At 52.5% G+C, this 24,154-nt stretch carries 30 protein-coding genes; 8 read left to right on the forward strand and 22 right to left on the reverse strand.

Translation table 11 applies throughout. From position 1 onward, the window contains the following. The first annotated feature begins 233 nt into the window (after positions 1-233). From HV314_RS10545 to HV314_RS10555, 3 genes are all read left to right on the forward strand, one after another. Positions 234-926, forward strand: a complete 693-nt coding sequence (locus HV314_RS10545; protein ID WP_181547982.1) for a phosphohydrolase — start codon at positions 234-236, stop codon at positions 924-926. Positions 927-1,002: 76 nt separating this feature from the next. Then, a complete protein-coding gene (locus HV314_RS10550; protein WP_181547983.1) occupies positions 1,003-2,433 on the forward strand; it encodes a DNA cytosine methyltransferase in 1,431 nt (476 codons plus the stop codon). Continuing rightward, entirely contained in the window at positions 2,414-2,881 is a 468-nt protein-coding gene (locus tag HV314_RS10555; RefSeq protein WP_019077079.1) for a very short patch repair endonuclease, read from the forward strand. Before HV314_RS10550 ends, HV314_RS10555 begins: the two co-directional genes overlap by 20 nt. On the opposite strand, the gene yedA is transcribed toward HV314_RS10555, so the two are convergent. Beyond that, positions 2,873-3,793 (reverse strand): drug/metabolite exporter YedA, encoded by a 921-nt coding sequence (yedA, locus tag HV314_RS10560; protein WP_016156848.1) that lies wholly within the window; start codon positions 3,791-3,793, stop codon positions 2,873-2,875. The two genes, HV314_RS10555 and yedA, sit on opposite strands and share 9 nt — an antisense overlap. A gap of 178 nt (positions 3,794-3,971) precedes the next feature. Here yedA and HV314_RS10565 point away from each other — a divergent pair, with 178 nt between their 5' ends. Continuing rightward, positions 3,972-4,883 carry a DUF808 domain-containing protein gene (locus HV314_RS10565; protein WP_029139582.1) on the forward strand — a complete coding sequence of 304 codons (912 nt, stop codon included), beginning with the start codon at positions 3,972-3,974 and terminating at the stop codon, positions 4,881-4,883. 77 nt (positions 4,884-4,960) lie between these two features. Beyond that, complete coding sequence (locus HV314_RS10570) at positions 4,961-5,143, forward strand: YodC family protein (RefSeq protein ID WP_016153498.1); 183 nt, start codon at positions 4,961-4,963, stop codon at positions 5,141-5,143. Between the two features lie 206 nt (positions 5,144-5,349). On the opposite strand, the gene yodD is transcribed toward HV314_RS10570, so the two are convergent. After that, positions 5,350-5,577, reverse strand: a complete 228-nt coding sequence (gene yodD, locus HV314_RS10575; protein ID WP_003030417.1) for a YodD family peroxide/acid resistance protein — start codon at positions 5,575-5,577, stop codon at positions 5,350-5,352. Between the two features lie 163 nt (positions 5,578-5,740). Between yodD and dsrB the strand changes: the two genes are divergently transcribed. Next, entirely contained in the window at positions 5,741-5,929 is a 189-nt protein-coding gene (gene dsrB / locus HV314_RS10580; protein WP_016156846.1) for a protein DsrB, read from the forward strand. 54 nt (positions 5,930-5,983) lie between these two features. Here the strand turns inward: dsrB and rcsA are convergent, their stop codons facing one another. From rcsA to fliF, 14 genes are all read right to left on the reverse strand, one after another. Beyond that, positions 5,984-6,607, reverse strand: coding sequence for a transcriptional regulator RcsA (gene rcsA, locus HV314_RS10585; RefSeq protein ID WP_016153497.1), 624 nt, complete (start codon positions 6,605-6,607; stop codon positions 5,984-5,986). 289 nt (positions 6,608-6,896) lie between these two features. After that, positions 6,897-7,682 (reverse strand): flagellar biosynthetic protein FliR, encoded by a 786-nt coding sequence (gene fliR / locus HV314_RS10590; protein ID WP_181547984.1) that lies wholly within the window; start codon positions 7,680-7,682, stop codon positions 6,897-6,899. Positions 7,683-7,690: 8 nt separating this feature from the next. Continuing rightward, positions 7,691-7,960, reverse strand: coding sequence for a flagellar biosynthesis protein FliQ (gene fliQ / locus HV314_RS10595; RefSeq protein ID WP_181547985.1), 270 nt, complete (start codon positions 7,958-7,960; stop codon positions 7,691-7,693). A gap of 9 nt (positions 7,961-7,969) precedes the next feature. Further along, a complete protein-coding gene (gene fliP / locus HV314_RS10600) occupies positions 7,970-8,707 on the reverse strand; it encodes a flagellar type III secretion system pore protein FliP (RefSeq protein WP_006684053.1) in 738 nt (245 codons plus the stop codon). Continuing rightward, a complete protein-coding gene (gene fliO, locus HV314_RS10605; RefSeq protein WP_029139581.1) occupies positions 8,707-9,084 on the reverse strand; it encodes a flagellar biosynthetic protein FliO in 378 nt (125 codons plus the stop codon). The genes fliP and fliO overlap by 1 nt, the downstream gene beginning before the upstream one ends. Further along, entirely contained in the window at positions 9,084-9,497 is a 414-nt protein-coding gene (fliN, locus tag HV314_RS10610; RefSeq protein WP_003030433.1) for a flagellar motor switch protein FliN, read from the reverse strand. Before fliN ends, fliO begins: the two co-directional genes overlap by 1 nt. Then, positions 9,494-10,498 carry a flagellar motor switch protein FliM gene (gene fliM, locus HV314_RS10615; protein ID WP_003030434.1) on the reverse strand — a complete coding sequence of 335 codons (1,005 nt, stop codon included), beginning with the start codon at positions 10,496-10,498 and terminating at the stop codon, positions 9,494-9,496. The genes fliN and fliM overlap by 4 nt, the downstream gene beginning before the upstream one ends. Positions 10,499-10,502: 4 nt before the next feature. After that, positions 10,503-10,970, reverse strand: a complete 468-nt coding sequence (fliL, locus tag HV314_RS10620) for a flagellar basal body-associated protein FliL (protein WP_016153493.1) — start codon at positions 10,968-10,970, stop codon at positions 10,503-10,505. A gap of 104 nt (positions 10,971-11,074) precedes the next feature. Continuing rightward, positions 11,075-12,289 carry a flagellar hook length control protein FliK gene (gene fliK, locus HV314_RS10625; RefSeq protein WP_181547986.1) on the reverse strand — a complete coding sequence of 405 codons (1,215 nt, stop codon included), beginning with the start codon at positions 12,287-12,289 and terminating at the stop codon, positions 11,075-11,077. Then, the gene (gene fliJ, locus HV314_RS10630) at positions 12,286-12,729 is read right to left on the reverse strand and encodes a flagellar export protein FliJ (protein ID WP_016153491.1); all 444 of its coding nucleotides are present in this window, start codon (positions 12,727-12,729) and stop codon (positions 12,286-12,288) included. The genes fliK and fliJ overlap by 4 nt, the downstream gene beginning before the upstream one ends. 21 nt (positions 12,730-12,750) lie before the next feature. Continuing rightward, positions 12,751-14,121 (reverse strand): flagellar protein export ATPase FliI, encoded by a 1,371-nt coding sequence (gene fliI, locus HV314_RS10635; RefSeq protein WP_016153490.1) that lies wholly within the window; start codon positions 14,119-14,121, stop codon positions 12,751-12,753. After that, positions 14,121-14,828: a flagellar assembly protein FliH gene (gene fliH, locus HV314_RS10640; RefSeq protein WP_046274966.1), complete on the reverse strand. Its 708-nt coding sequence runs from the start codon at positions 14,826-14,828 to the stop codon at positions 14,121-14,123. Before fliH ends, fliI begins: the two co-directional genes overlap by 1 nt. Continuing rightward, positions 14,821-15,816, reverse strand: a complete 996-nt coding sequence (fliG, locus tag HV314_RS10645) for a flagellar motor switch protein FliG (RefSeq protein WP_016153488.1) — start codon at positions 15,814-15,816, stop codon at positions 14,821-14,823. Before fliG ends, fliH begins: the two co-directional genes overlap by 8 nt. Beyond that, complete coding sequence (gene fliF, locus HV314_RS10650; RefSeq protein WP_047357996.1) at positions 15,809-17,491, reverse strand: flagellar basal-body MS-ring/collar protein FliF; 1,683 nt, start codon at positions 17,489-17,491, stop codon at positions 15,809-15,811. The genes fliG and fliF overlap by 8 nt, the downstream gene beginning before the upstream one ends. Positions 17,492-17,707: 216 nt before the next feature. Between fliF and fliE the strand changes: the two genes are divergently transcribed. Next, a complete protein-coding gene (fliE, locus tag HV314_RS10655) occupies positions 17,708-18,022 on the forward strand; it encodes a flagellar hook-basal body complex protein FliE (protein ID WP_016153486.1) in 315 nt (104 codons plus the stop codon). A gap of 45 nt (positions 18,023-18,067) precedes the next feature. Here the strand turns inward: fliE and yedF are convergent, their stop codons facing one another. Next, complete coding sequence (yedF, locus tag HV314_RS10660; protein ID WP_000790504.1) at positions 18,068-18,301, reverse strand: sulfurtransferase-like selenium metabolism protein YedF; 234 nt, start codon at positions 18,299-18,301, stop codon at positions 18,068-18,070. Further along, positions 18,298-19,503 (reverse strand): selenium metabolism membrane protein YedE/FdhT, encoded by a 1,206-nt coding sequence (gene yedE, locus HV314_RS10665; protein WP_019077070.1) that lies wholly within the window; start codon positions 19,501-19,503, stop codon positions 18,298-18,300. The genes yedF and yedE overlap by 4 nt, the downstream gene beginning before the upstream one ends. A gap of 185 nt (positions 19,504-19,688) precedes the next feature. Between yedE and yedD the strand changes: the two genes are divergently transcribed. Continuing rightward, on the forward strand, positions 19,689-20,102 hold the full coding sequence (gene yedD, locus HV314_RS10670) for a lipoprotein YedD (protein WP_181547987.1): 414 nt from the start codon (positions 19,689-19,691) through the stop codon (positions 20,100-20,102). 40 nt (positions 20,103-20,142) lie between these two features. Here yedD and amyA read toward each other — a convergent pair whose 3' ends face one another. The 4 genes from amyA to fliD form a co-directional block, all read right to left on the reverse strand. Then, positions 20,143-21,630, reverse strand: coding sequence for an alpha-amylase (gene amyA / locus HV314_RS10675; RefSeq protein WP_181547988.1), 1,488 nt, complete (start codon positions 21,628-21,630; stop codon positions 20,143-20,145). A 68-nt stretch (positions 21,631-21,698) separates the two neighbouring features. After that, positions 21,699-22,070, reverse strand: a complete 372-nt coding sequence (gene fliT / locus HV314_RS10680; protein ID WP_003030458.1) for a flagella biosynthesis regulatory protein FliT — start codon at positions 22,068-22,070, stop codon at positions 21,699-21,701. Beyond that, positions 22,070-22,477 carry a flagellar export chaperone FliS gene (fliS, locus tag HV314_RS10685; protein WP_047357997.1) on the reverse strand — a complete coding sequence of 136 codons (408 nt, stop codon included), beginning with the start codon at positions 22,475-22,477 and terminating at the stop codon, positions 22,070-22,072. The genes fliT and fliS overlap by 1 nt, the downstream gene beginning before the upstream one ends. Before the next feature lie 15 nt (positions 22,478-22,492). Continuing rightward, positions 22,493-23,905, reverse strand: a complete 1,413-nt coding sequence (fliD, locus tag HV314_RS10690) for a flagellar filament capping protein FliD (protein WP_115190490.1) — start codon at positions 23,903-23,905, stop codon at positions 22,493-22,495. Positions 23,906-24,154: the final 249 nt, after the last annotated feature.

The following is a 24,154-nucleotide window of genomic DNA, read 5'->3' on the forward strand; positions in this document are numbered from 1 at the left end:
ATATAGTTATGATTTCTTTTATTCTATCTTGTTAAATGTATATTATTGATATTTGTTATTTATTTTGCATGCGGGATTATAATTGATCTGCTTGTTTTAAATAATGAATTTATATATCCATTATAGTGATACTTATTGAGTGAGTAATATGTATTGATGATAAAAAAGCGTCGACGGTAGTCTGACATGAGAATTGTTGCTAAGGTGGTTTTCTTTCTGCGAAGAGCGAGAGTATGGAACTACAGTGCTGGCAGTCGAAATTTGAAGCCTGGTTACGTGACAATCATTCCGGGCACGACGCTGCCCATGACATCTTTCATTTTCGTCGCGTCTGGATGACATCACAAAAGTTGAGCATGGATGTGACCGTAGACTGGCTGGTGGTGCTGACGGCGTGCTACTTCCACGATCTCGTCAGTTTGCCGAAGAACCATCCCGATCGTCATCGTTCGTCGGTACTGGCAGCCCAGGAAACGCGTCGCGTTTTGAAGCGTGATTTCCCTGATTTCCCACAACAACGATTACCTGCCGTGTGCCATGCTATTGAGGCGCACAGTTTCAGCGCCAAAATCGTACCAAAAACCCTTGAAGCCAAAATCGTGCAGGATGCTGACCGGCTTGAGGCGTTGGGCGCAATTGGTTTAGCACGGGTATTTGCCGTGTCCGGCGCGTTAGGCGTGGCGCTGTTTGATGCGGAAGATCCGTTTGCCCGACAGCGTAGCCTTGATGATAAACAGTACGCACTCGATCACTTCCAGACTAAATTGTTGACGCTGCCGCTGACGATGCAAACTGAACACGGTCGGCATTTGGCGCAACATAATGCTGACTTCTTACTGACGTACATGGCGAAGCTGAGTGCGGAGTTAAAAGGAGAATATGAAATGCTGGATCTTGACGCGATTCAACCCTTTAAGTTGCGTTAGTCGCCAGTACAGCCGCAACGTCAACCGCGCTAAATTATGTTAACCTGTCAGCTATCCATTTCGGCCGGTTAAATGTATGCAGGATAATTATTCAGTAGCAGGTTCCATGAACCCGATGACAGATGATAACGAGGCCGCCGCACAGGTGATTTTGGCTAAGTTGCTTGAAATATATGACGTGAAAACGCTGGTTGCTCATCTGAATGGTGTTGGCGAGAACCGCTGGAGTCCGGCCATCTTCAAGCGAGTGGTTGCCAATGAAACGTGGCATCGCCTCAGCGACGGTGAGTTGGCTCATCTGAACGACTTGCTGCCGAGGCCGCCTGCGCATCATCCACATTATGCTTTTCGCTTTATCGATCTTTTTGCCGGTATTGGCGGCATTCGTCGCGGCTTTGAGGCGATTGGCGGGCAGTGCGTGTTTACCAGTGAGTGGAACAAGCATGCGGTGCGCACCTACAAAGCGAATCACTACTGCGATCCTCACCAGCACCATTTTAATGAAGATATTCGCGATATCACCCTCAGTCATCATGAGGGGGTGAGTGACCAGCAGGCGGCGGAACATATCCGCCAGCATGTTCCGCAGCATGACGTGCTGCTGGCGGGATTTCCTTGTCAGCCATTCTCTCTGGCCGGTGTATCAAAGAAAAACGCGTTAGGGCGGGCTCATGGCTTCGCCTGCGATACGCAAGGCACACTTTTTTTTGACGTGGTGCGCATCATTGATGCACGTCGGCCGGCAATATTTGTGCTCGAAAACGTCAAAAACCTGAAGAGTCACGATCAGGGGAAAACGTTCCGCATCATTATGCAAACGCTGGATGAGCTGGGTTATGACGTGGCTGATGCACACGATAACGGGCCGGACGATCCGAAAATTATCGATGGGCAACATTTTTTGCCCCAGCATCGCGAACGTATTGTGCTCGTCGGCTTTCGCCGCGATCTGAATCTGAAATCAGACTTCACGTTGCGCGATATTGTCTCCCGCTATCCTCAGCGGCGTACGACGCTGGCGGAGCTACTTGAGCCGACCGTCGACGCAAAATATGTGCTCACGCCGGTGCTGTGGAAATATCTGTATCGTTATGCGAAAAAGCATCAGGCGCGGGGCAATGGATTTGGTTATGGCATGGTGTATCCCGGCAATCCCGATTGCGTAACGCGCACATTATCGGCGCGTTACTATAAAGATGGGGCGGAGATCTTGATCGACCGCGGTTGGGATATGGCGCTGGGTGAAAAGGATTTTGATGATCCGCACAATCAGCGATACCGTCCGCGCAGGCTGACGCCCAGAGAGTGCGCGCGCCTGATGGGATTTGAATCACCTCAGGGCTATCAGTTCAGGATCCCGGTGTCGGACACACAGGCTTATCGTCAGTTTGGTAATTCGGTGGTCGTCCCGGCATTTGCGGCCGTAGCCAGACTGCTGGAGCCAAAAATCAAACAGGCGGTTGCTATTCGCGAGAAAGAGAAACTGCATGGCAGACGTTCACGATAAAGCGACGCGCAGTAAAAATATGCGGGCGATAGCAACCCGCGATACCGCAATTGAAAAACGCCTTGCCAGCGTACTGACAGAGCAGGGGGTAACGTTCCGCGTGCAGGATGCGACGTTACCCGGTCGTCCCGATTTCGTGGTGGATGATTATCGTTGTGTGATTTTTACCCACGGCTGTTTCTGGCATCATCACAACTGCTATCTATTCAAAGTCCCCGCCACACGAACAGCGTTCTGGCTGGAAAAAATAGGCAAAAATGTTCAGCGTGACGCGCGGGATTGTGAAAAATTGCAGGCTCTGGGCTGGCGCGTACTGATTGTCTGGGAGTGCGCCCTGCGTGGGCGCGAAAAGCTGGGGGATGACGCGTTGTCCGAACGCGTCATCGAGTGGATCTGCGGCGGTGGCGACAGTGCGCAGATCGACACCCTCGGTATCCATTTACTGTAACGTCTTTTCCGACGGGGTTGCAACGGCGTCCGCTTTAATGGGAAATAAGTATTTACCGAGTGTGACCAGTACCACCGCAAATACAATCACGCCAAGCGCCAGCCATTCGATGGGCGCCAGACTTTCTCCTCCCAGGCCGGTACCTAACAGTACGGCGACAACCGGATTAACGTAGGCATAGCTAGTGGCTAATGCCGGGCTGACGTTGCGGATCAAGTACATGTACGCGTTGATGGCAATAATAGAACCAAACACGGCCAGATAGGCGACCGCCATAAAGCCTGAAAACGTCGGCATAGTGGTCAACTTTTCCCCGGAAATCAGCGAGGCGCACATCAGCACAATACCGGCGGCTAACATTTCAATGGCTCCGGCCATCATGCCAACGGGTAACGTTATGCGCGAGCCGTACACTGAGCCAAACGCCCAGCTTATCGAACCTATCAGGATTAAAATTGCTCCCCATGGATTACCACTCAAATTACCACCGCTGTTCAGCATGATGATCCCCGCGAGTCCAATTGCGATCCCCATCCATTCAAGTTTGCGCGTTTTGATGCCAAAAAAGTGGCTAAAACACAGCGTAAACAGCGGAACGGTGGCGACCACCACGGCGGCAATACCGGAAGGCACGTTTTGATGTTCTGCGACGGTGACCAGTCCGTTACCGACAGCCAGCAGCAGGATACCAATTAACGCGGCGTTCAGGAGCACGCGCAGAGGCGGCAGCTTATGTCCGCGGATAAGTAAGAATGCTGTTAATAAAATCCCCGCAGAGAGAAAACGAACGCCAGCCATCATCAACGGCGGCCAGCTTTCAACGCCAATGCGAATAACGAAGTACGTGGAACCCCAAATGATGTACAGCGCGAAAAGCGCACTGAAAAGCGGTAGCAATTGCCTGAAACGCATAATCCCTCACGGTGGAAATAAAAAGGTGCAACATAGTAAACGTCAAAACTATCTTGCTGGCGAGATTTATAATTACGTGCCGATGTTAAAAATTTGTTGACCAGAAAGGTCAGTTTCAGCATTGCGTGTTTTACTTCATACTTATGACTGCAAAAAAATAATATTGAGGGTAAAAATTTTGGCAGGAAGTAGCTTATTGACCTTACTCGATGATATCGCCACCTTACTGGATGATATCTCTGTCATGGGAAAACTGGCCGCGAAAAAAACCGCGGGTGTGCTGGGCGATGATCTGTCGCTTAACGCGCAGCAGGTGTCGGGTGTGCGGGCGAACCGCGAACTCCCGGTGGTCTGGAGCGTCGCGAAAGGATCGTTTGTTAACAAAGTTATCCTTGTGCCGTTGGCGCTATTGATAAGCGCCTTCATTCCTTGGGCGATCACCCCCTTATTAATGGTAGGCGGGGCGTTCCTCTGTTTTGAAGGTGTAGAAAAAGTTCTCCATACCCTGGAAGCGCGTAAGCACAAAGAAACCCCGGAAGAGCGTCAGCAGCGTCTGACATCTTTGGCAGCGCAGGATCCACTCACCTTTGAGAAAGATAAAATCAAAGGGGCGATACGAACCGACTTTATTTTATCTGCTGAGATTGTCGCGATTACACTGGGGATCGTAGCGGATGCGCCATTGTTGAATCAGGTGTTGGTGTTATCTGGCATCGCGTTAGTGGTGACTGTGGGAGTCTACGGCCTGGTCGGGATTATCGTTAAGCTCGATGATATCGGATACTGGTTGGCTGAAAAGCGCAGTACGCTGGCCCAGTCGCTGGGTAAAGGATTGCTGGTTGTTGCCCCCTGGCTTATGAAAACACTTTCCGTGGTCGGCACGCTGGCGATGTTTTTGGTTGGCGGCGGAATTGTGGTGCACGGAATAACACCGCTGCATCATGCGATTGAACATTTTGCCCAACAGCAAAGTGCATTGATTGCGCTGATGCTTCCGACCCTGCTGAATCTGGTGCTCGGATTTATCATTGGCGCAATAGTGGTGCTGCTGGTGAAAACCGTCGCCAGAGTGCGCGGAGTTTCGCACTAATTGTCGCAGGGTTGATTACGCAAAACCCTTCTTTGTCGTCTAAGGTGTAAAGGTTTCTCTTGATACAGGAGGCAGGTATGGTCTTTTCTGTCAGTGAGGAAGTCACCTCCAAAGAGGGTGGCCCACGCATGATCGTTACCGGGTATGCCAGCGGAATGGTGGAGTGTCGCTGGTACGACGGCTTTGGCGTCAAACGGGAAGCATTCCGTGAAGATGAACTGGTGCCGGGCGAGCGAAGAAAGCTCTGCCAGGATGCCTGAACACCTGGGGTGCGCGTAACCGGGTGATCTTTCAATCATTAGTTATATTTATCATTTTAGTGAGAATTATTTACTTGTCAGGCAAAAAAATTGCAGATAAGGTTTGTTTCACATCAGATTTCCTGGTGTAACGAATTTTCAAGTGCTTCTTGCATAAGCAAGCTTGATCCCGACCCGATAAGGGCCGGGATTTTTTTCGCCCTCAGTCAGCGATTGATCTCCGACACGCTAAAATCATGGATATCAAGCTCGAACGCGTCGGCCAGTTCATGCCACGTGTGGTAATCACGTCCGTCGACGCTGACGCGTTCCGGGTCATCCTGACTGCGATGAATTTCACTCTCGCAGATTTCGTTGATTGCCTTCAGTAGCGCGTCCACATCGACGCTGACTTCACGTTTGGCCGTATCGCTGTACTCTTTCGCGGTTTTCATCCTCATACCTCTCAACCGTTAAGGATACCGGGGGAGCGCATCCAAACATCAGATACGCACAACTTAAGTATAGACCGTCGATAAAACCCGCAATCGCGCGAGGCGGGCGCTGCCAGAAAAAGGAAATTGTTCTACACTGGCACAAAGCCACAGGAGGAAAACTATGAAGGTGAATGATCGGGTCACAGTCAAAACGGACGGCGGTCCTCGTCGACCGGGCGTGGTACTGGCTATCGAAGAGTTTAGTGAAGGCACCATGTACCTGGTTTCGCTGGAAGACTACCCGCTCGGTATCTGGTTCTTTAATGAAACAGGTCATCAGGATGGTATCTTCGTGGAAAAAGTAGAATAAGGTGAGTTTTGCTGCATGATCCTGACTGGTGGATTCGCCACCAGTCAGAACGTGTTAGCGCGTATTCACAAAGATACCATTGGTAACGTTATCGGTGAGTCTCACAACGTGATAGATAACTTGCTTATTATGCGTCTTTATCTTTCGTTTTATATTCCCCTTATGGGATGACACGGTCTTGGCCTTGATATTCATTTGGTCGGATATCTGTATTGTTCCCTGACCCTCCATCCACATGCGTAGCATGCTGGACTCGGTACGGCTCAATGATAATGTCGGTAGATTCACATCAATGACAAAATCTACTTCTTTTTTCAGAATATCGCCAAGGAGTTCATCCAGTGAATCTGGTTTAATCGACTTAGAACTAATCAATAAATTTTTTCTGACTAATAGATACTCATCAAAATGCACGTTGGCAATTGCCATAAACACAATAAATAATGTGCCGGGATGCTGATTAATGATTTGCTTTATTTGCTGGCTATTAGCAGGATCGTGGATAAAGCAGTCCTCATTAATAAACACCACAGCGGGCTGTTGAGAGACACAGGCGAGACTGAGCTCCTCAACGTTGGAAATGTTGTTGATTTCCCTTTTCTTCACCCCCCGACTTACCAGATATCCGGTCAACCCTAGCCGGGTGTAACTGCACAAATCCATAATAATCGTTGACATGGCATACCCTCACTCAATGCGTAACGATAATTCCCCTTACCTGATTATTTTCATCACAACTAAACGGAATAATAACGACCCAAGATGACGCTTTCGCTGTTTTTCAGGCGAAATTACTATCCCGTAAAGTTGCGTATAATTTGCCAGGAAACATCTTAAAGTAAAGTAAATGTTGCGTTATGTGAGTGAGTCAATAATAAATAAACCGCGACAGAGATATCCTGGTGGATGTTGTCGCTTTTTAAATTTAGGACAATCCTTAGTAAAACAGGATAAAAATTAAGGGTTATTATTTTCCGGGCATTTCGCTGACAATATCAGCCAACAAATTAAAAATTTCGCTGAATAATCGCTCGCAGAATGGCGCAATTAATGGCATCAGGGCCGCCATTAATGAAATACCCACGGCGAGGGTGAGTGGAAAACCGATGACGAAAATCGACAGCTGAGGAGCCATGCGATTCAACAGACCGAGTGCGAGGTTTAGGGTGAGTAGCAGCGTCATTATCGGCAGGGCCAACATTAGCCCGTTGAGGAAAATCAGGCTACCCGCCCGCGCCAGCGCGAGAAACGCATTGCTGTTCACCGGATTGCTGCCGATTGGCAAGGTATGAAATGTATCCACCAACAGCGAAATAAGCCACAAATGGCCGTTAAAAGTCAGGAATAACAGCATGGCGAGCATGTCGATCAGTCTCGCCAGTACCGGCATATTCAGACGGCTGCCGGGATCAAAGAAGGTTGCGAAGGAGAGACCCATTTGCAGACCAATTAATTCCCCGGCGGTACGTACTGCCGCGAACGCAAACTGCATAGTGAAGCCCAGAGCGATGCCGATCAGGATTTGTTGCATTGCCTGCCATAGCGCCACGATAGAAAAGATAGGGACGTCTACCGGGGGAATCGACGGAGCGATAACGACGGTTATCATTAACCCCAGCCCCAGTTTTACTCGTTTGGGGATCGCGCGCTCGCTGAGAATTGGAGCCGTTGAGATGAGCGCCAGGATGCGCAGCAAAGGCCAGAAGTAAAGATTCAGCCAGTGGAGCCACTCAACGCTGGTCACCTGCAGCATAATGTCATCTACCCGATGATGTAGGGGATATTGCTGAACAGCGTACGTACGTAGTCGAGCAGCAGGTTAAGCATCCACGGGCCGGCAACAATGATGGCAATAAAAACCGCGACAATTTTGGGAATGAAGGGCAGCGTCATTTCGTTTATCTGGGTCGCCGCCTGCAAAATACTGATGATAAGACCTGTGACGAGGGCGACCAACAGCAAAGGTGCGGCAAGGGCCAGGGCGACTTTCATCGCCTCTGTGCCCATCATCATGACCGATTCAGGTGTCATTTCGCGCCTCTAACTGTAAAAGCTTTGAGCTAGCGAGCCGACAAGCAATTGCCAACCGTCTACCAACACAAACAGCATCAGCTTGAACGGTAGCGCGATCGTGGCCGGGGGGACCATCATCATCCCGAGCGCCATCAGCACGCTGGCGATGACCAGGTCGATAATCAGAAACGGAATAAAAATGGTAAAGCCTATCTGGAATGCCGTTTTCAGCTCGCTGGTGACATAGGCTGGAAGCAAAATCCGCATCGGTACGGCTTCTGGACCCTGTAGGGGACCGCTGTTTGCTAAGCGCGCGAAGAGTGCCAGATCGGCTTCACGGGTCTGGCGCAACATAAACTCGCGCAGCGGCTGTGCGCCTTTCTCCATGGCTTCCTGCATAGAGATTTTCTCTTCGCTGAACGGCTGATATGCGTCGACGTAGATTTTGTCGATTACCGGCGACATGATGAAAAAGGTCAAAAATAGCGCCAGGCCCAGTAGCACCTGGTTCGGGGGGGCCGAAGGGGTTCCCAGCGCATTTCGTAACAGACCGAAAACGATGATGATGCGGGTGAAGCTGGTCATCATCAATAAAATGGCGGGCAGGAACGTCAGCGAGGTGATAAACACCAGCGTTTGCACGGGTAAAGACCAGCTTTGTCCGCCGCCAGGCAGCGGCTGGCTAACCAGACCCGGGAGCTGGGCGAGGGCTACTGGGCTGAAAAGCCATAAGCCTGCCAGCGTGATGGATAACAAACGGCGCATCAGGATCTCCCGGGACGCTTAAGCAAACTCTTCATCATGGCCTGGAAATCCGCGGGGGAGGCCGGTTTTTCTTCTGCATCAGCAGGCGCCGGGGGCAGGGTGTGCAACACGTTAATTTGCGAGGCCGTGACGCCCAGTACCAGGCGCGCATCTTCAACCTCAACAATCACCACGCGCTCACGTGGACCCAGTGAGGTACTTGCCGCAACTTTCAGTCCGCGCGTACCGGCGCTTTTGGGGGCAAACCCCATACGCTTAATCACCCAGGCTGCAGCCAGGATCAATACGATGATCCCAAGCAGCGCGCCGCTTACCTGAACCAGCGGTGAGCCGGGTACGGCGGCTGGCTGAGAAACTGTAGCCTGGGTATTCATGATTAACGGCTCAGACGGCGCATGCGTTCAGATGGGGTAATAATGTCGGTGATACGTACTCCGTATTTGTCTGCGACAACCACCACTTCACCCTGGGCAATCAGGTAACCGTTGATCAGGATATCCAGCGGCTCGCCCGCCAGACCATCCAACGCGACGACCGAACCCTGCGTCAGACGCAGCAGCTCTTTGATGGTCATGCGGGTTCGGCCCAATTCGACGGTCAGTTTGACCGGAATGTCCATGATCAGGTCGATGTCCTGCAAGGCACCGCTGACGTCGCCGCCACCTAACTGCTGGAATACCGCATCGGCCGCACTTTTGGTGGGCGTGGTTTTTTGCTCGTTTAACGCGTCAGCCCACAGATCGTCCAATGCACCAGTGTTCTCATCGGACGGATTATTCATATCACTCATTTGGGCTGTTCCTCATTCAGCGAATTCAAAATCGGGTTTATCAGATGTTCTACGCGTAACGCATACTGACCGTTCACCGTGCCATACTGGCTGGTCAGTACAGGCACGCCGTCCACATGAGCAATAATGCGGTCGGGTTTTTCAATCGGCAGTACATCGCCGGGTTTCAGTTTTAAAATCTGGGATAGCCGCAGCGGAATGTCAGCAAAGTTTGCCACCAACTCCAGCTCAGAATGCTGAACCTGACGCACCAGATTATTGCGCCAGTTCTGATCTTCATTACGTGAGTTTTCCAGCGGCGGGTTCACCAGCAGCTCACGCAACGGTTCAATCATGCTGAATGGCAGACAGATGTTAAATTCACCGGTCAGGTTGCCAATTTCAACGTGGAATGGGGTATTGACCACGATGTCGTTAGGAGACGTGGTGATATTGGTAAATTTCACCTGCATCTCGGAACGAACGTATTCCACTTCCAGCGGATTGATGGCCTTCCACGCGTCGCTGTAGCTTTCCAGCGCCAGCTTCAGCATGCGGTTGATAACGCGCTGTTCGGTATGGGTAAATTCACGGCCTTCCACTTTCGTCGGGAAGCGGCCATCACCGCCGAACAGGTTATCGACGGCGATAAATACCAGACTCGGTGAGAACACCACCAGACCCGTACCGCGCAGCGGCTTCAGGTGGATTAAGTTCAGGTTGGTCGGAACCGGTAAGTTGCGCGCAAACTCGTGGTATGGCTGGATACGGATCGCACCCACGGTAATATCCGGGCTACGGCGCAACAGGTTAAATAACCCCATACGGAACTGGCGCGCGAAGCGTTCGTTAATGATCTCCAGCGCCTGTAAACGCTCACGTACCACGCGGCGCTGGGTGTTGGGATCGTAAGGACGAATATCGCTTTCTTTTGCGATACCGGAAATGGGTTCGTCTTTAGTTTCGCTATCGCCATTAAGCAATGCGTCGATTTCAGCCTGAGAAAGAATACTGTCGCCCATGTCTTTACCGCAGAATAAAAGCTGTATAAAGAACGTCGGTGACAACCTGTTTGGGTTGCCCAACAACGAGCGGAGTCGCGAGCGTCTCTTTGATGGCGGCAATGAGCTGTTGCTTACCTTCTTCGGTGGCGAGCGTAGCCGCGTTCTGACGAGAGAACAGCAGCAGCAAGCGGCTGCGCACTTCCGGCAGATATTCGTTAAGACGTGAACGCGTTGCCTCGTCTTTCATGCGCAGCGTGATACCGATATACAGTACACGGTCCGCATCACCCAGATTGACGGTAAAGGTATCCAGCGCAAAGAATACCGGGGCTGGCGGTGGAGCCGGTTCCGCTTTGACGCTGGCGGACGGCTGCTGCTGCATGCGCCAGTAGCTATAACCCGCAGTTGCGCAGGCGGCGAGGGTAATCAATACCAGCAGAGGGATCCAAATAGCGCGTTTACTTTTTTTGTTAATCGCGGAGTCAGTCATCAGATACGGGCTTCCTGTTTCGGTACAGCTTATGGGCTGATTATCCCGTGTCCTGTCCACGACAAAGCGTGGAAAAGACGCGGATAATCATGCTACCTCTGGCGTTAGGCGAAGATGTCTACTGCTCCATCACCGCGTGCTGCGGCTTGCAGTGAGGCTGGGGCTGCCAGTACGGCGTCATCTTCAGCGGCAAAAATGTCTTGTCCCTGAGCGCGACCCGCCTGTTGTTGCTGCCCGGAAGACTGCTGATTACCGGCAAAGCTTTCACTACTGATACTGCTTTGCCCAAGCTGGATCCCGCTTTCAGCCAACTGCGTACGCAGCATCGGTAACGCAGCTTCCAGCGCAGCGCGCACGTGACTGTGTGGCGATACCATTTGCAACTGCGCGAGATTGTCATCCAGCTTGAGGGAAATGTGCACCTGGCCCAGATCCTGTGGATGCAGACGCAGTTCTGCGCTTTGCTGGCCCTGGCGAGTAAACAGAGTGACGTGCTGGCTCAGTGATTGCTGCCATTCCTGGCTACCCAATGGTGCGCTTAGCACAGGTGCGGCGGTCGGTAACGGTTGAGCGTGGGACTGCGGGCCACTTAACGGCGCTGTCGTCATGCCAATGCTGGTCGGCGAAGGGGAGCTTTCAATTTCCGCTCTGGTCGTCGCCGCTGCCGTCAACGGGGTTAATGTCGGATTGTTTGTCTGATCTACGCTGCTGGCAGGCGTTGCAATATCCGCTTTGCCTTTTTTGGCATCACCTGGCAGCAATTCGCCAGCATTATCGGCGATAGCGCTGTGTACCGAGCCTCGTGATAACGCCGAAAGCGTCGCATCAACGGGGGCTGGCGCGCTGTCGACGGCCGGTGTGGCCTGCGGTTGTCCTGGCAGCATGGCGAACAATGCGCTCAGGTTGGCGAGATCCTCATCGCTCAGTGCGGTGTTTTTTTCATCCTGCTGAGCGACTTTGCCCAGTGTCGTCAGGGCATTAACTTTCAGTGAGGGCGTGAGGGCAGACAAAAGTTGCTGAGCGTCTGTCATGTCGACAAGAGAAGCATCAGTGTGCATCTCTTTTTGCGCCAGTAGTTCGGTCAACTTGAGCGACGGTGCTGAATCGCCATTTTTTTGCAGTAACCCTTTTTGCAGTTTGCTACCGGCCGCCTGTAAGTCGGCAAACGACAGCGGGGCGTCTTTACCCTGCGCGTTGTCCGCACCTAATGCACCCGCCAGCAGCGCTAAAAAATCCTCGGGTGAATCAACCGCTTTGCCTGACTGAAGACCTGCGGCTACGTCGGTGTCGGTGGTAATCAGTTGGGGTAAAGTAATCATTCGGGTTTCCTCATAGCTGCGCGCTGAGCAAATTCATCCATTTTTTTCTGATCCAGGCGGTTTTCGGCCAGTAACGCCGCCGAGGTTTGTCTGTCCTGCAGAGTCTGCCACGCCTGTAAACGTTGTTTTTTGTCGCGCCAACTGTTCAATGCCTGGTCTACTTTCTGCGTCCACTGATTGAGCTGTTGGCGGTGTTGCTCAATCGCTTTTTCCAGCGTCTGAATAAATTGTTGGTAATTGATCCAGCGATTACTGGTAATCCCCTGACCCATGTCACTGTTCAGATTGTTGCGGTACTCATGCTGATAATCGATCAGCATTTTCAACTGCTCTTCCGCCTGCTGACAGCCACGACGCATCTCTCCCAATAAGACAGCGGCGTCATCTACCTCTTTTTCAGCCAGGTCTTTCAGTGTGGCTAATGCACCATGTTGTGCCATGACCTATGCTCTCCTGCTTACTCACACACCAGGGAAAATCAGTTCTAACGCGTGCAGAGAATCTTCCCAGTCCGCCCGTTCAAAAATGCCTTGCTGTAAGAATGCTTCCAGCTGTGGCCATAGGGCGATGGCTTTATCCAGCATGGGATCGCTGCCTTTGGCATACGCCCCCACGCTGACCAGATCGCGGTTGCGCTGGAAGCTGGATAGCAGCTGTTTAAAGTTACGTACCCGCGCATAGTGTTGTTCACTAATAAGCGCGGTCATGGCGCGGCTGATCGAGGCTTCAATATCGATGGCCGGATAGTGACCCGCTTCGGCCAGATGACGGGACAGCACAATGTGGCCGTCCAGAATCGCGCGCGCGGAATCCGCAATGGGGTCCTGCTGGTCGTCACCTTCGGTCAGTACCGTGTAAAACGCGGTAACGGAACCGCCGCCGTGAATACCGTTCCCGGCACGTTCGACCAGTGCCGGTAATTTGGCGAATACTGAGGGGGGATAACCTTTCGTTGCCGGCGGTTCCCCAATCGCCAGGGCGATCTCACGTTGCGCCATCGCGTAGCGGGTGAGGGAATCCATAATCAGCAATACGTGCTGTCCACGATCGCGAAAATCTTCGGCGATACGCGTGGCATAGGCCGCGCCTTGCATACGTAACAGCGGCGAGACATCTGCGGGAGCAGCAATCACCACCGAGCGTGCACGACCGTCGGTACCAAGAATATTTTCAATAAAATCTTTAACTTCGCGACCACGTTCGCCAATCAGACCCACGACGATAACATCGGCCTGGGTATAGCGCGCCATCATGCCGAGCAGAACGCTTTTACCGACACCGGAGCCCGCGAAAAGTCCCATACGCTGACCGCGACCGACGGTTAACAACGCGTTGATGGGACGTACGCCGGTATCCAGGACGTGTTCAATCGCGGTGCGTTGTAGCGGGTTAAACGGCGGCGTAATCAGCGCCCCGGTTTCGGTGGTATCCGGGGCGGGCAGACCGTCGAGCGGTTTTCCGCTACCGTCAAGCACACGACCCAGCAATGCAGGGCCAAGCGGTAATTGCTTCCCGCTTTGCAGACCTTCTCCGGCAATGTTTTTTGCGTACACGCGTGCGCCGGGCAGAACGCCTTCAACCTCTTCGAGGGGCATCAGAAACAGACGCTGACCGTTAAAGCCCACGACTTCACTTTCGACCTCCTGGGTTTCGTTGCCGTCCTGGCGTTCAATAACGCAGGTGGCGCCCAGCGGCAACTGTAATCCCGTGGCCTCCAGCACCAGCCCAGTGGCGCGGGTCAGGCGACCGTAACGGCGCACCGCAGGCAGCAGCGACATTTTCTCTTCGAAGCTGTCCAGCGTGTTGAGCCAGCGAGTCAGGCGAGTGGTCATTACACGACTCCCGGCGCTGCCAGACGGCAGAGTTCTTGCCAGCGCGTGGCGACGCTGGCATCCAGATCGCCTTCATCGGCTGAGACTTTACAGCCGCCGTGATGCAGCGTCGGATCGCCGCGCAGCCGCCAGCCGTGCAGGCTGAGGGTCGCACCGAGCATTTCTTCTACACGCTGGAGATCGTCCGGATGTACGCGTAGCTGCGGTTTACCGCTAAACAGCGGTTCTTGCTGTAACAGCTGTTGGATTTGTTTAATCAGCGCAGCGTTATCCACAATAGGCGTCTGACCTATAACCTGACGCGCAGCTTCCAGCGCCATTTGCATCAGACGCGAGGCAATGACGCTGTCCAGTGCGTCCAGCGTATTCTGAAACTCGCTCACCAGTTGCTGCATGCGGGCGTGGATCGGCGCATGCTGAGCGCGCGCCTGGTTCTGGCCTTGCTCCAGCCCCTGACTCAGGCCTTCCTGATAACCTTGTTCGTGGCCTTTTTGTCGACCTTCCGCCAGACCCGCGTTATAACCTTGCTCATGGGCCTGCAGTTGCAGCTGTGCGAGCTGCTGTTCAAGCTGTTGCTCTGCGGAAAGCTCTGGTTCTTCTGTTTCTTCTGACAGCGGGGTTTCGCTGTGGTCAGCCAGGACGAACTCCGCCATCGGTGGGGCGAGGTCGTCCGGGGTCCAGACTTTCCACGGCAGTTCGTTAGACATAGGTATCCTCGCCGCTGCCTATCACCATCTCGCCGGTTTCCGCCAGACGACGCACAATAAGCAGAATGGCTTTCTGTTCGTTTTCCACCTGCGACAAACGCACCGGACCGCGGTTGGCGAGGTCGTCGCGCAGAATATCGGCAGCACGTTGCGACATGTTGCGCAGGAACTTCTCGCGCAGCGGCTGTTCGGCACCTTTCAGGGCAATCAGCAACGATTCGGAATCCACTTCCTGCAGCAGGCGCTGGATACTGCGATCGTCGACATCCACCAGGTTCTCGAACAGGAACATCTCGTCGATAATTTTCTGCGCCAGCTCGCCGTCGAATTCGCGTACGGCGGTAATAACCGCTTCTTCCTGCTGGGTTTTCATCAGGTTGATAATTTCTGCCGCCGTTCTCACGCCGCCCATTTTGCTGCGCTTGAGGTTCTGGCCATCGAGCAGGCCGTTGAGTACCTCGGTCAGTTCTGCCAGCGCGGCAGGCTGTACGCCGCCAAAGGTGGCGATACGCAGCATCACGTCGTGACGTAAACGCTCGTCGAACAGTGCCAGAATATCGGCAGCCTGGCCCCGCTTGAGGTGCACCAGAATGGTGGCGATAATCTGCGGATGCTCGTCGCGGATAAGGTCGGCGGCGCTTTGCGGCTCCATAAAGTTAAGCGTTTCAATGCCGCTGGTGGTATCGCGGGTTTCCAGAATATCTTCCAGCAGACTGGAGGCACGTTCTTCGCCCAGCGCTTTCACCAGCACGGAGCGCAAATATTCGTTGGCGTTGATATTCAGCGCGGCAAACTGTTCGGCTTCTTGTTCAAATTCGGCCAGCACTTCCGTCAACTGCTTGTTGGAAATCTGGCGAACGTTGGCCATCGCCGTACTGAGCGCCTGAACTTCGCGCGTGGAAAGGTGCTTAAACACCTCCGCCGCGCGATCTTCGCCAATGGTCATCAGCAGGATGACGCTTTTATCGGTACCGGTAAGATTACTCATGATCGTTACTCATCCACTGGCGAATGACCAGCGCCACGACGCGCGGATCGTTATCTGACATTTCACGAATACGCTGACTCATGACTTCTGCTCCCAGACGCTGATTAGTACGACGCTGCTGAGTTTGTTCGTCTTTGCTGAGGCGAACTTCTACCGCTTCTTCGGTTTCCTGACGGACACGCGTTTGTTCTTGTACGGCTTTCGCTTCTTCGCTGCGACGGACCAACTGCGGACGAACGGCTTTCCGCCACAGGATCCACGCCACCAACAGAACCAGCAACCAACGACCTGCGGACATTAACTGATCAATAAAGAACGGCTGTTTCCAGAACGGTAGCTCGCCCATGGAATCGTCGGTCGCCGTGAAGGGAGAGTTCACCACGTTCAGGGTATCGCCACGTTTATCGGAGAATCCCATCGCTTCGCGGGTTAGATCCTCAATCTGTTTCATCTGCTCGGCGGTTAACGGCAACGGTTTGCCGTCTGGTAACGTTTTGTAGTTGACCACAACAGCCACCGAAAGACGCTGCACATCGCCAACGTTCATTTTGGTATGGCGAATGGTGCGGTCAACTTCATAGTTGCTGGTTTCATTGCGCTGAGTATTGCGCGGGCCGGCATTATTACTGTTATTCGCCGTCTGTGCGTTTTGCGTATTTTGCGCGTTTTGCTGATTAGCGGGTGGGTTGGCGATTGGCGCAGTATTTGCCGGAGCGGGCTGATTTGACAACGCGCCCGGGACGCCGCCTGGTGCTCCGCTACCGACCTGCTCACTGACGTTCAACTGACGAGAACGCAGCACGGCCTGGGACTCATCACCGTTTGGACGGTACTGTTCTTCGGTTTGCTCTTTGTTGGCAAAATCCAGCTGCGCGGTGACCTGCGCATGTACGTTACCGTTGCCGACAATCGGCGACAGAATTGATTCGATACGACGCTGAACGCGGCCTTCGACGTCGCTGGCGTATTTCAGCTGCGCATCGTTAAGATCGCGGCTACTGGTATTTGACTGGGTTAACAGATGTCCCGCCTGGTCGACCAGCGTAACGTTGCCCGGCGGCAAGCCTGCAACAGCGCTGGAAACCAGATGCGTGACCGCACTGATCTGACCTTCATCCAGCGCGCGACCCGGCTCCAGGTTGACGGTGACGGAGGCTGAAGGCGCTTTTTGCTCACGCACAAACAGCGACGGTTTCGGCATAGCCAGATGCACGCGGGCGCGTTTTACCGGTCCCAACGTTTCAATCGTACGGGCTAATTCACCTTCCAGCGCGCGCTGGTAGTTGACCTGCTCGCTAAACTGGCTGATACCAAATTTTTCCTGATCCAGCAGTTCAAAACCCACCGCGCCGCCTTTGGGCAGACCTTGCTGCGCCAGACGTAAACGCAGTTCGTGGACTTTATCGGCAGGAACTTCAATGGCGCCGCTTCCCTCAGTAAAACGGTAGGGAACGTTCATCTGCGTCAGTTGGGTGACGATCGCGCCACCATCCTGATCGGAAAGATTGCTGAACAGCGTGCGGTAGTCAGGCGCTTTGGCCCACAGGACCATCGCCACGATGATCGCGACGGCAGCGGCTCCCGCCACAATCAGAGGAATTCTGGGATTCGCGCGCAGGCGGTTTAACCACTCGAGAGGTTTAAGCTGGGTTGCAGTCGATGCTGTCGCACTCATCTCGCACCTCGTGGCTTATCGTGGACGGCGTTTTTTGCAAAGTGGAACAAGACTCACTCCCGGGTCAGCAAACTCGAAAAATTGACGGTCTCATTATTTGCGGTTTCGAATTTTTCTATGCGTTAAAAACCGTGGTTTTTTATCGTTATTTAACGCCTTTATCTTATTGACTAACTGGTAATCTCAACTACGTAAAAAATTATCCAGGGGATCAGAATGTCGGCAATACAGGGGATTGAAGGGGTCATCAGCCAGCTACAGACCACGGCGATGTCAGCAAAAATGCAGGATATGCAGCCACAACCGACCGTGAGCTTTGCTGGTCAACTGCATGCGGCGTTAGACAGGATCAGCGATGTACAAACCGCGTCCCGTGTGCAGGCTGAGAAATTTACCCTCGGTGAACCGGGTATTGCGCTGAACGATGTGATGACCGATATGCAAAAAGCGTCGGTATCGATGCAGATGGGGATCCAGGTGCGCAACAAACTGGTGTCGGCGTATCAGGAAGTGATGTCGATGCAGGTGTAGCAAGCCGAACATTCTCCCGCTGCGTCGGGCAACGGGAGAATCGCATTACTTCTGAATTAAATAACGAATCGTTGGACCATCCTGCTGAATATCCAGCACCGTATAGCCGTGATTACGCGCATCCAGTGGAATATTGTTGATTGACTGCGGGCAATCGCTCACCACTTCCAGAATCTCACCTTTCTTCAATTGCGGCATCGCTTCCAGTGTGGCGACAGCCGGATACGGACACGGCTCGCCGACCATATCGAGGCGATAATCAGGCACGATATTTTTCATACAGACTCCTTGGCAGGCGTCAGCCCAGCGCGACGGAAGAAGCGTTTTTCCCAGCCGATGATGAGCATCAGCGCGGTAAATAACAGCAGATAGGTTACCAGCAGGCCACCGAGCGGGCCGAAGGTGTTGAGCAGATTCACTTTGTCCCAATTGGTGGCAAGCGCGGGAGCAAAATCATCCCAGTAGTAGGCCAGAATGGTCGAGCCAATAACGTTGCCCAGACCCACCCACCAGTAATGCACCTGGCCTTCAACGGCGCGGTACATCCAGCCCGTTTCACACCCGCCCGCCAGAACAATGCCGAAGCCGAACAGCAAGCCGCCGATCACCGCATTCGGACCTGCCCACATGATTTTAGGCTCGACGCCCAGTTGCACGTAGCTAAAGATACCAATGGCGCTGACCGCCATCCCGAAGATGATCGCTTTCGCCATATGGGTGCGACCGGAAATCCACAGATCGCGGAAGGCGGAGGTGAAGCAGATTTGCGCCCGTTCAATCAGCAGCCCGAACCCGACGCCGAACAGCATGGCCAAACCAAGTTTGGGCTTATCCATCGCAGTGAGTAGCGCCCAGCCGATCATGGCGATAAACACCAGCATGCCGAGGCGGAAACGGCGACGGGCCTGATCTGGCTTTTGCGTTAACGGAGAAGCGGCGGAGACTTTCTGCATTTTAACCGGAATACGAAACATCGGCAGCAGGGTAAAGCGTGCGCCAAACCATGAGCCAATAGCCGTTGCCAGGGCGAAAAACCAGGCGTGTAGCGAGAACTGTGGAATACCGGTGAAGAAAGCGGCCAGGTTACAGCCCATTGCCAGCCGGGCGCCGAATCCGGCAATCATTCCGCCGACTATCGCCTGCATAATGCGCACCCGACTGCGCGGCATGCGTAATTTGACGTTGTTTGCCCACAATGCGGCAGCAAAACAGCCCCCGAACATACCGAGGATCATCATGCCGTCAATGCGGGTCAGGGGTGAGCCTTCGAGATGGATCAGCTTGTAGTATCCCCATTCTTCGGCGTGAACGCCAAACAGTTGCAGGATTTGACCACCCCAGCGAGTGAATTCGCCGGTAACGGCCCAGAAGGTTCCCGTAATGCCGAAATAGTAGGTAGAGAGAATACCCGCTGCGATGACCGCAGGGGCGGGGGCCCAAAATTTAATTAACCAGGCCTGTTTGAAGTGTTGCCATGACATGCGTTGTGCCTCTGAACTCAGAAGGTATGTAACAAGAAGTGTGGATACTACACCGATCAGAATTTTTGACTATGAGTAATAGGAGGTAACACCGTCTGGATCAATCTTTCTCAACCCTGCCGAAAGGCTGGCGACATCAGGCCTTTAATGCCACAATCCCATTTTCTTCGCATGCAGGATGAATGATGAAAAAATTAGCAATCGTTGCTGTATTTCTGGCGCTTACCGGATGCGCCGAAGTAGAAAATTATAACAACGTGGTGAAAACGCCAGCGCCAGCCGGTCTGGAAGGATACTGGCAGTCAAAAGGTCCGCAACGCAGTCTGGTGAGCCCGGAAGCGATTGCCAGCCTGGTGGTAACAAAAGAGGGCGACACGCTGGATTGTCGCCAGTGGCAGCGAGTGATCGCGCTGCCGGGGAAACTGACGATGATCTCTGGCGATCTCACCAACGTGACGGTGAAACGCGAGCTGTATGAGATTGAGCGGGAAGGCAATACGCTGGAATATGACGGTATGACGCTGCAGCGGGTCGACCGCCCGACGCAGGAATGTGCTGACGCGTTAAAGAAAACGCCGCTGGCCACGCCACTGCCATAAGCTATACGCCCCGGTAGCCAACGGCCACCGGGGTTGAGTTTTATAACACGTCTTCAATCACCCACACGCTGACGCTACCGCCGTTACAATAAAACGTCGCTTCACCGTTCTCATCGGTGACCACGCTTTCTTCGCGATTTCCCAGATAGTCGCGCCAGGTTTTATTCCCGTAATTCGCACCGAGATTGATGGTCTTTTCCCCGTCATCGCCGTTAGACAAAACAACCACACAGCCGGGATCCTCGTTCGTTCCGCTGCGGCTAAAAGCGATACAGTTAGGGTGATCGAAAAAGAGCGTCTGTACGCCGTGCGCGAAGCGCTGGCGCGCGAGGATCAGTTCATCAAGCTGTTCAATGATTGGCATGTCGATAGGATAGGTTTCGCCATCTCCCCCGGTGTCTTCGTAATGCGCCCCGTAGAGGTCAGGATAAAACACTGACGGCACGCCGTTTTCGCGCAACAGGATCAGCGCATAGGCCAGCGGCTTAAACCATGGCTCGACAGGGGCTTCCAGCGCCTGCAAGGGCTGAGTGTCGTGATTGGCGACCAGCGTGACGGCATGAAAGGGATCGGCTTCCACCAGGGTGTCGGTGAAAATCTGACTCATGTCGTAATCGCGACCCTGACGAGAGGCTTCGTGGAATTTCATCTGCAAAGGGGCGTCGAATAGCATAGTTTTCCCCTCCACCTGATTAATGTAGGTTTGCAGCTTGTCGACTTCATGCGACCAGTATTCCGCGACGATAAACAGCGGCTTGGGGGCGACTTCCTGCACATGCTCAATCCACTCTTTATAAAACCATGCCGGAATATGTTTCACGGCATCTAAACGAAAGCCGTCACACTGGGTTTGCTCCATCACCCAACGCGCCCAGTATTTGATCTCTTCGGTGACCGCGTGATTGCGAAAATCGATGTTTTCGCCCATCAGATAATCAAAATTACCCAACTCATCATCAACCTGATCGTTCCAGCCTTCGCCGGTGTAGTCGTTCACGATTTTAAAAATGCCGTCTTCGGTTGGGTTTTCGATATGGTCAATACCGCTGAAGCATTTAAAGTCCCAAATGAATTGCGAGTACTGGCCCGCGCGGGCAGGGAAGGTGTAGCGCGTCCAGCCTTCGCATTCGACGATCTCATCGTCTATTTGCGTGCGGTCCTCGGCGTTAACCCGCTGGACACGAATATTCTCTTTCTCATCTGCGCCCATTTTGTGGTTAACCACCACGTCAAGCAGTACGGCAATATCATTGTGTTTTAGCGCGTCTATCGCCGCCAGCAGCTGGTTTTTATCGCCATATTTGGTGGCGACGGTTCCCTTTTGGTCGAATTCGCCCAGATCAAAAAGATCGTAGGAGTCGTAGCCAACGGAATAGCCGCCGGAAGCGCCTTTATAAGCGGGAGGTAACCACACCATATTGATGCCGATGTCATTGAGTCCACCTGCGCGTTCGGCAAGTTCGGGCCAGAGTTGACCGCCCTCGGGGTAATACCAGTGAAAATACTGCAATAACGTGGGATTTTTCATCTTCCGTGCTCCAGAAGTCGTTTGGCCGACCTCTGGAGTATGGAAGATTATTCAGACGAGACGGGAAATTATTGTGGGGCTGTGGGGGCGTCGGGAACTAACAGCATGCCGGAAAGACGGCCATAAGCGTTATTTAGCGTCTTTTGGCGCGTCGACTGACCGATGAGATTGCTGAGTTCATCCAGACGCTGCTGCAACAATGTTTTGAGCAGTTGTTCGTTATCCAGCGTCTGTTTAATGTACCCGGCCACTAAATCCTGAATACTTCGCGTAATGCCTGGTGGAGTTTGCTCTTCCATGACCACTTCAATACTTTGCAGATAGGTAACTTCCTGTTCCAGTAAAAGGTCCCATTCACCGCGCTGCGCCAGTTCCAGCAGTGAGTGACTGAGCAGCGCGATGCGCTGCCAACGGTTGATAAACTCCACGGCTGAGGTCATTAACGAGACTCCTGGGAAGATGCTTTCGGTGAGATCTGTTTCCAGGCATCTGCAATGTTGCCGAGTAACCCTTCGACTTCTTCAATGGCCTGACAATCATTACGCAAGTTAGCTTGCAGTAAACGGCGAATCATATAGTCGTACAGTGAAGACAGACTGGTGGCGATTTCGCCGCCATTCTCTTGATCAAGTCCTGCCTTCAGGCCATTGTCGATAATATTAATGGCTTTACTTAACGCTTCACCTTTAGCGACGATATCACCCTGTTGCATAAACAGGCGAGCGCGCACCAGGGCGCTGTTCGCGCCATCAAACAACATTTCAATCAGCTGATGCGGATTTGCGCTCATTACGCCACTCTCTATGCCGACCTGTGCATAGGCTTTGGTACCGCTCGCGGTATACATGCTTACCTCGTGTTATCAGGATTTATTCATCGCCGTAAATTGCTGACTCAGATAAGTACTGGTGTTGTTGAGCTTGCTCATCATGGTGTCTAACTGCGTAAACTGTGCCGTGTAACGCGCTACCGTGTCATCAATGCTGGCGCTGACCGACAGATACTGTTTGGTCAGTTTTTTCAGCGTTGAGTTAATGCTGTCTTGCGCGCTGTCGATAATACCGTCGTCTGCTAAATAGCTTTTTACTTCGGTGGCAATTTTGGTGGTAATACCGGTTTCTTTGCCGTCGCCGACCAGCAATTCACGCACGGATGCTGTATTTTCGTTCAGGACTTTTTTCAGCTTATCATCGTCAATTTTCAGCTTGCCGGTTGCGCCGTCCTGCTTAATACCAATTTCATTTAATGTCTTAAAAGCGCCATCACTGGCACCGTTGGCAAATTGTGCACGAATTCCACTTTGGATGGTACGAACAACGCTGTCACCCAGCAGCGCTCCGTTATTTTTGTCTTGCGCTTCAGCACCCGGATCAACTTCTTTATATTTGGTCAGCGTGTTAAAGGTATCAATAAGGGAGTTATATGAATCCACCCAACCTTTAATGGCTTCGGTTGCTTTGTCGTTATTCTTTGTCACCGTAACGCGAACGTCAGTGACTTTTTTGGTCAGATCAAGTACCACACCCTGAGGGGCATCGGTAATTTTATTACTGGAGCGTTCAATATCGATACCGTTCACGGTTAACAGCGCATTCTGTGCGTTAACCTGTTCCTTCATATTCCCGGTACCGGTTTTGCTGTCATAAGCCAAAAGATCATTGAGTTTGCTGTCTCCCTCAACGGAGATAGTCATTTTATTGGCTTCGCCTTCACTGGCGGTCAGTACCAATTGATAGTCGCCGTCTTTGACTTTGACGATACTGGCTGAAATTCCGCTATCAGCATCGTTTATCGCTTTGCTGATCTCATCCAGTGAGGTCTGATCTTTATTAAGCTTAATTTCCAGCGGCTCTTTACGGCCATCCTGCGTAATTTTTATGGTGCGTGTTTCTGCTGAAGTATCACCCAGCGCGTCTTTTGTTGATGCAATTGTTGTCGTTGAGTTAGTTCTTAAAGATTGCGCTTGTGCCAGTTGGGTGACGCTAATTGTATAGATACCCGGTGCCGCCCCAGCTTCGGTGGTGACTTTCAGGTCTTCATTACTGCTGGTAACAGTCGTGCTTTTGAATATGTCAGCTTTATTCAACGCAGTGTTTGCCGTCTGGAATTTTTCCAGCGCGCTCTTTAATGTGCCGTACGCTGTCAGACGCGCTGTATTGTCACTTTGCTGCTGCGTGATCGGGTTTAAGCGTTTTTTTTCAGCGATGGTCAGATTGTTTAGCAAGGTATCCAGCGGCAGGTTTGAACCGACGCCGAGAGATGTAAATGAAGCCATGCCTAATTCCTTTTGATTGCAAACAGTAGTTAAGCGGGTTATCGGCAATCTGCGCGCAAAGTTTAATGATAGTTTTGCAAAAATAATGCGCAGAATAGTGGGGCATATTGCGGGTATTTCTGGGGCTAAGAAAAAAGAGGGCGGAAAGTAAAAATTTTCTAAAGTTCGAAATTAAGGTGCCGATACATGGGTTACGGTGAGAAACCGTGGGCAACAGCCCAATAACATCAAGTTGTAATTGATAAGGAA

This window comes from Citrobacter sp. RHBSTW-00887 (assembly GCF_013728095.1).
Taxonomy (GTDB): Bacteria; Pseudomonadota; Gammaproteobacteria; order Enterobacterales; family Enterobacteriaceae; genus Citrobacter; species Citrobacter braakii.

Coding starts and splice junctions, on each gene's coding strand:
- HV314_RS10545 (WP_181547982.1), top strand. CDS start 234: ATGGAACTACAGTGCTGGCAGTCGAAATTTGAAGCCTGGTTACGTGAC.
- HV314_RS10550 (WP_181547983.1), top strand. CDS start 1,003: ATGCAGGATAATTATTCAGTAGCAGGTTCCATGAACCCGATGACAGAT.
- HV314_RS10555 (WP_019077079.1), top strand. CDS start 2,414: ATGGCAGACGTTCACGATAAAGCGACGCGCAGTAAAAATATGCGGGCG.
- yedA (WP_016156848.1), bottom strand. CDS start 3,793: ATGCGTTTCAGGCAATTGCTACCGCTTTTCAGTGCGCTTTTCGCGCTG.
- HV314_RS10570 (WP_016153498.1), top strand. CDS start 4,961: ATGGTCTTTTCTGTCAGTGAGGAAGTCACCTCCAAAGAGGGTGGCCCA.
- yodD (WP_003030417.1), bottom strand. CDS start 5,577: ATGAAAACCGCGAAAGAGTACAGCGATACGGCCAAACGTGAAGTCAGC.
- dsrB (WP_016156846.1), top strand. CDS start 5,741: ATGAAGGTGAATGATCGGGTCACAGTCAAAACGGACGGCGGTCCTCGT.
- rcsA (WP_016153497.1), bottom strand. CDS start 6,607: ATGTCAACGATTATTATGGATTTGTGCAGTTACACCCGGCTAGGGTTG.
- fliR (WP_181547984.1), bottom strand. CDS start 7,682: ATGCTGCAGGTGACCAGCGTTGAGTGGCTCCACTGGCTGAATCTTTAC.
- fliQ (WP_181547985.1), bottom strand. CDS start 7,960: ATGACACCTGAATCGGTCATGATGATGGGCACAGAGGCGATGAAAGTC.
- fliP (WP_006684053.1), bottom strand. CDS start 8,707: ATGCGCCGTTTGTTATCCATCACGCTGGCAGGCTTATGGCTTTTCAGC.
- fliN (WP_003030433.1), bottom strand. CDS start 9,497: ATGAGTGATATGAATAATCCGTCCGATGAGAACACTGGTGCATTGGAC.
- fliM (WP_003030434.1), bottom strand. CDS start 10,498: ATGGGCGACAGTATTCTTTCTCAGGCTGAAATCGACGCATTGCTTAAT.
- fliL (WP_016153493.1), bottom strand. CDS start 10,970: ATGACTGACTCCGCGATTAACAAAAAAAGTAAACGCGCTATTTGGATC.
- fliK (WP_181547986.1), bottom strand. CDS start 12,289: ATGATTACTTTACCCCAACTGATTACCACCGACACCGACGTAGCCGCA.
- fliJ (WP_016153491.1), bottom strand. CDS start 12,729: ATGGCACAACATGGTGCATTAGCCACACTGAAAGACCTGGCTGAAAAA.
- fliI (WP_016153490.1), bottom strand. CDS start 14,121: ATGACCACTCGCCTGACTCGCTGGCTCAACACGCTGGACAGCTTCGAA.
- fliH (WP_046274966.1), bottom strand. CDS start 14,828: ATGTCTAACGAACTGCCGTGGAAAGTCTGGACCCCGGACGACCTCGCC.
- fliG (WP_016153488.1), bottom strand. CDS start 15,816: ATGAGTAATCTTACCGGTACCGATAAAAGCGTCATCCTGCTGATGACC.
- fliF (WP_047357996.1), bottom strand. CDS start 17,491: ATGAGTGCGACAGCATCGACTGCAACCCAGCTTAAACCTCTCGAGTGG.
- fliE (WP_016153486.1), top strand. CDS start 17,708: ATGTCGGCAATACAGGGGATTGAAGGGGTCATCAGCCAGCTACAGACC.
- yedF (WP_000790504.1), bottom strand. CDS start 18,301: ATGAAAAATATCGTGCCTGATTATCGCCTCGATATGGTCGGCGAGCCG.
- yedE (WP_019077070.1), bottom strand. CDS start 19,503: ATGTCATGGCAACACTTCAAACAGGCCTGGTTAATTAAATTTTGGGCC.
- yedD (WP_181547987.1), top strand. CDS start 19,689: ATGAAAAAATTAGCAATCGTTGCTGTATTTCTGGCGCTTACCGGATGC.
- amyA (WP_181547988.1), bottom strand. CDS start 21,630: ATGAAAAATCCCACGTTATTGCAGTATTTTCACTGGTATTACCCCGAG.
- fliT (WP_003030458.1), bottom strand. CDS start 22,070: ATGACCTCAGCCGTGGAGTTTATCAACCGTTGGCAGCGCATCGCGCTG.
- fliS (WP_047357997.1), bottom strand. CDS start 22,477: ATGTATACCGCGAGCGGTACCAAAGCCTATGCACAGGTCGGCATAGAG.
- fliD (WP_115190490.1), bottom strand. CDS start 23,905: ATGGCTTCATTTACATCTCTCGGCGTCGGTTCAAACCTGCCGCTGGAT.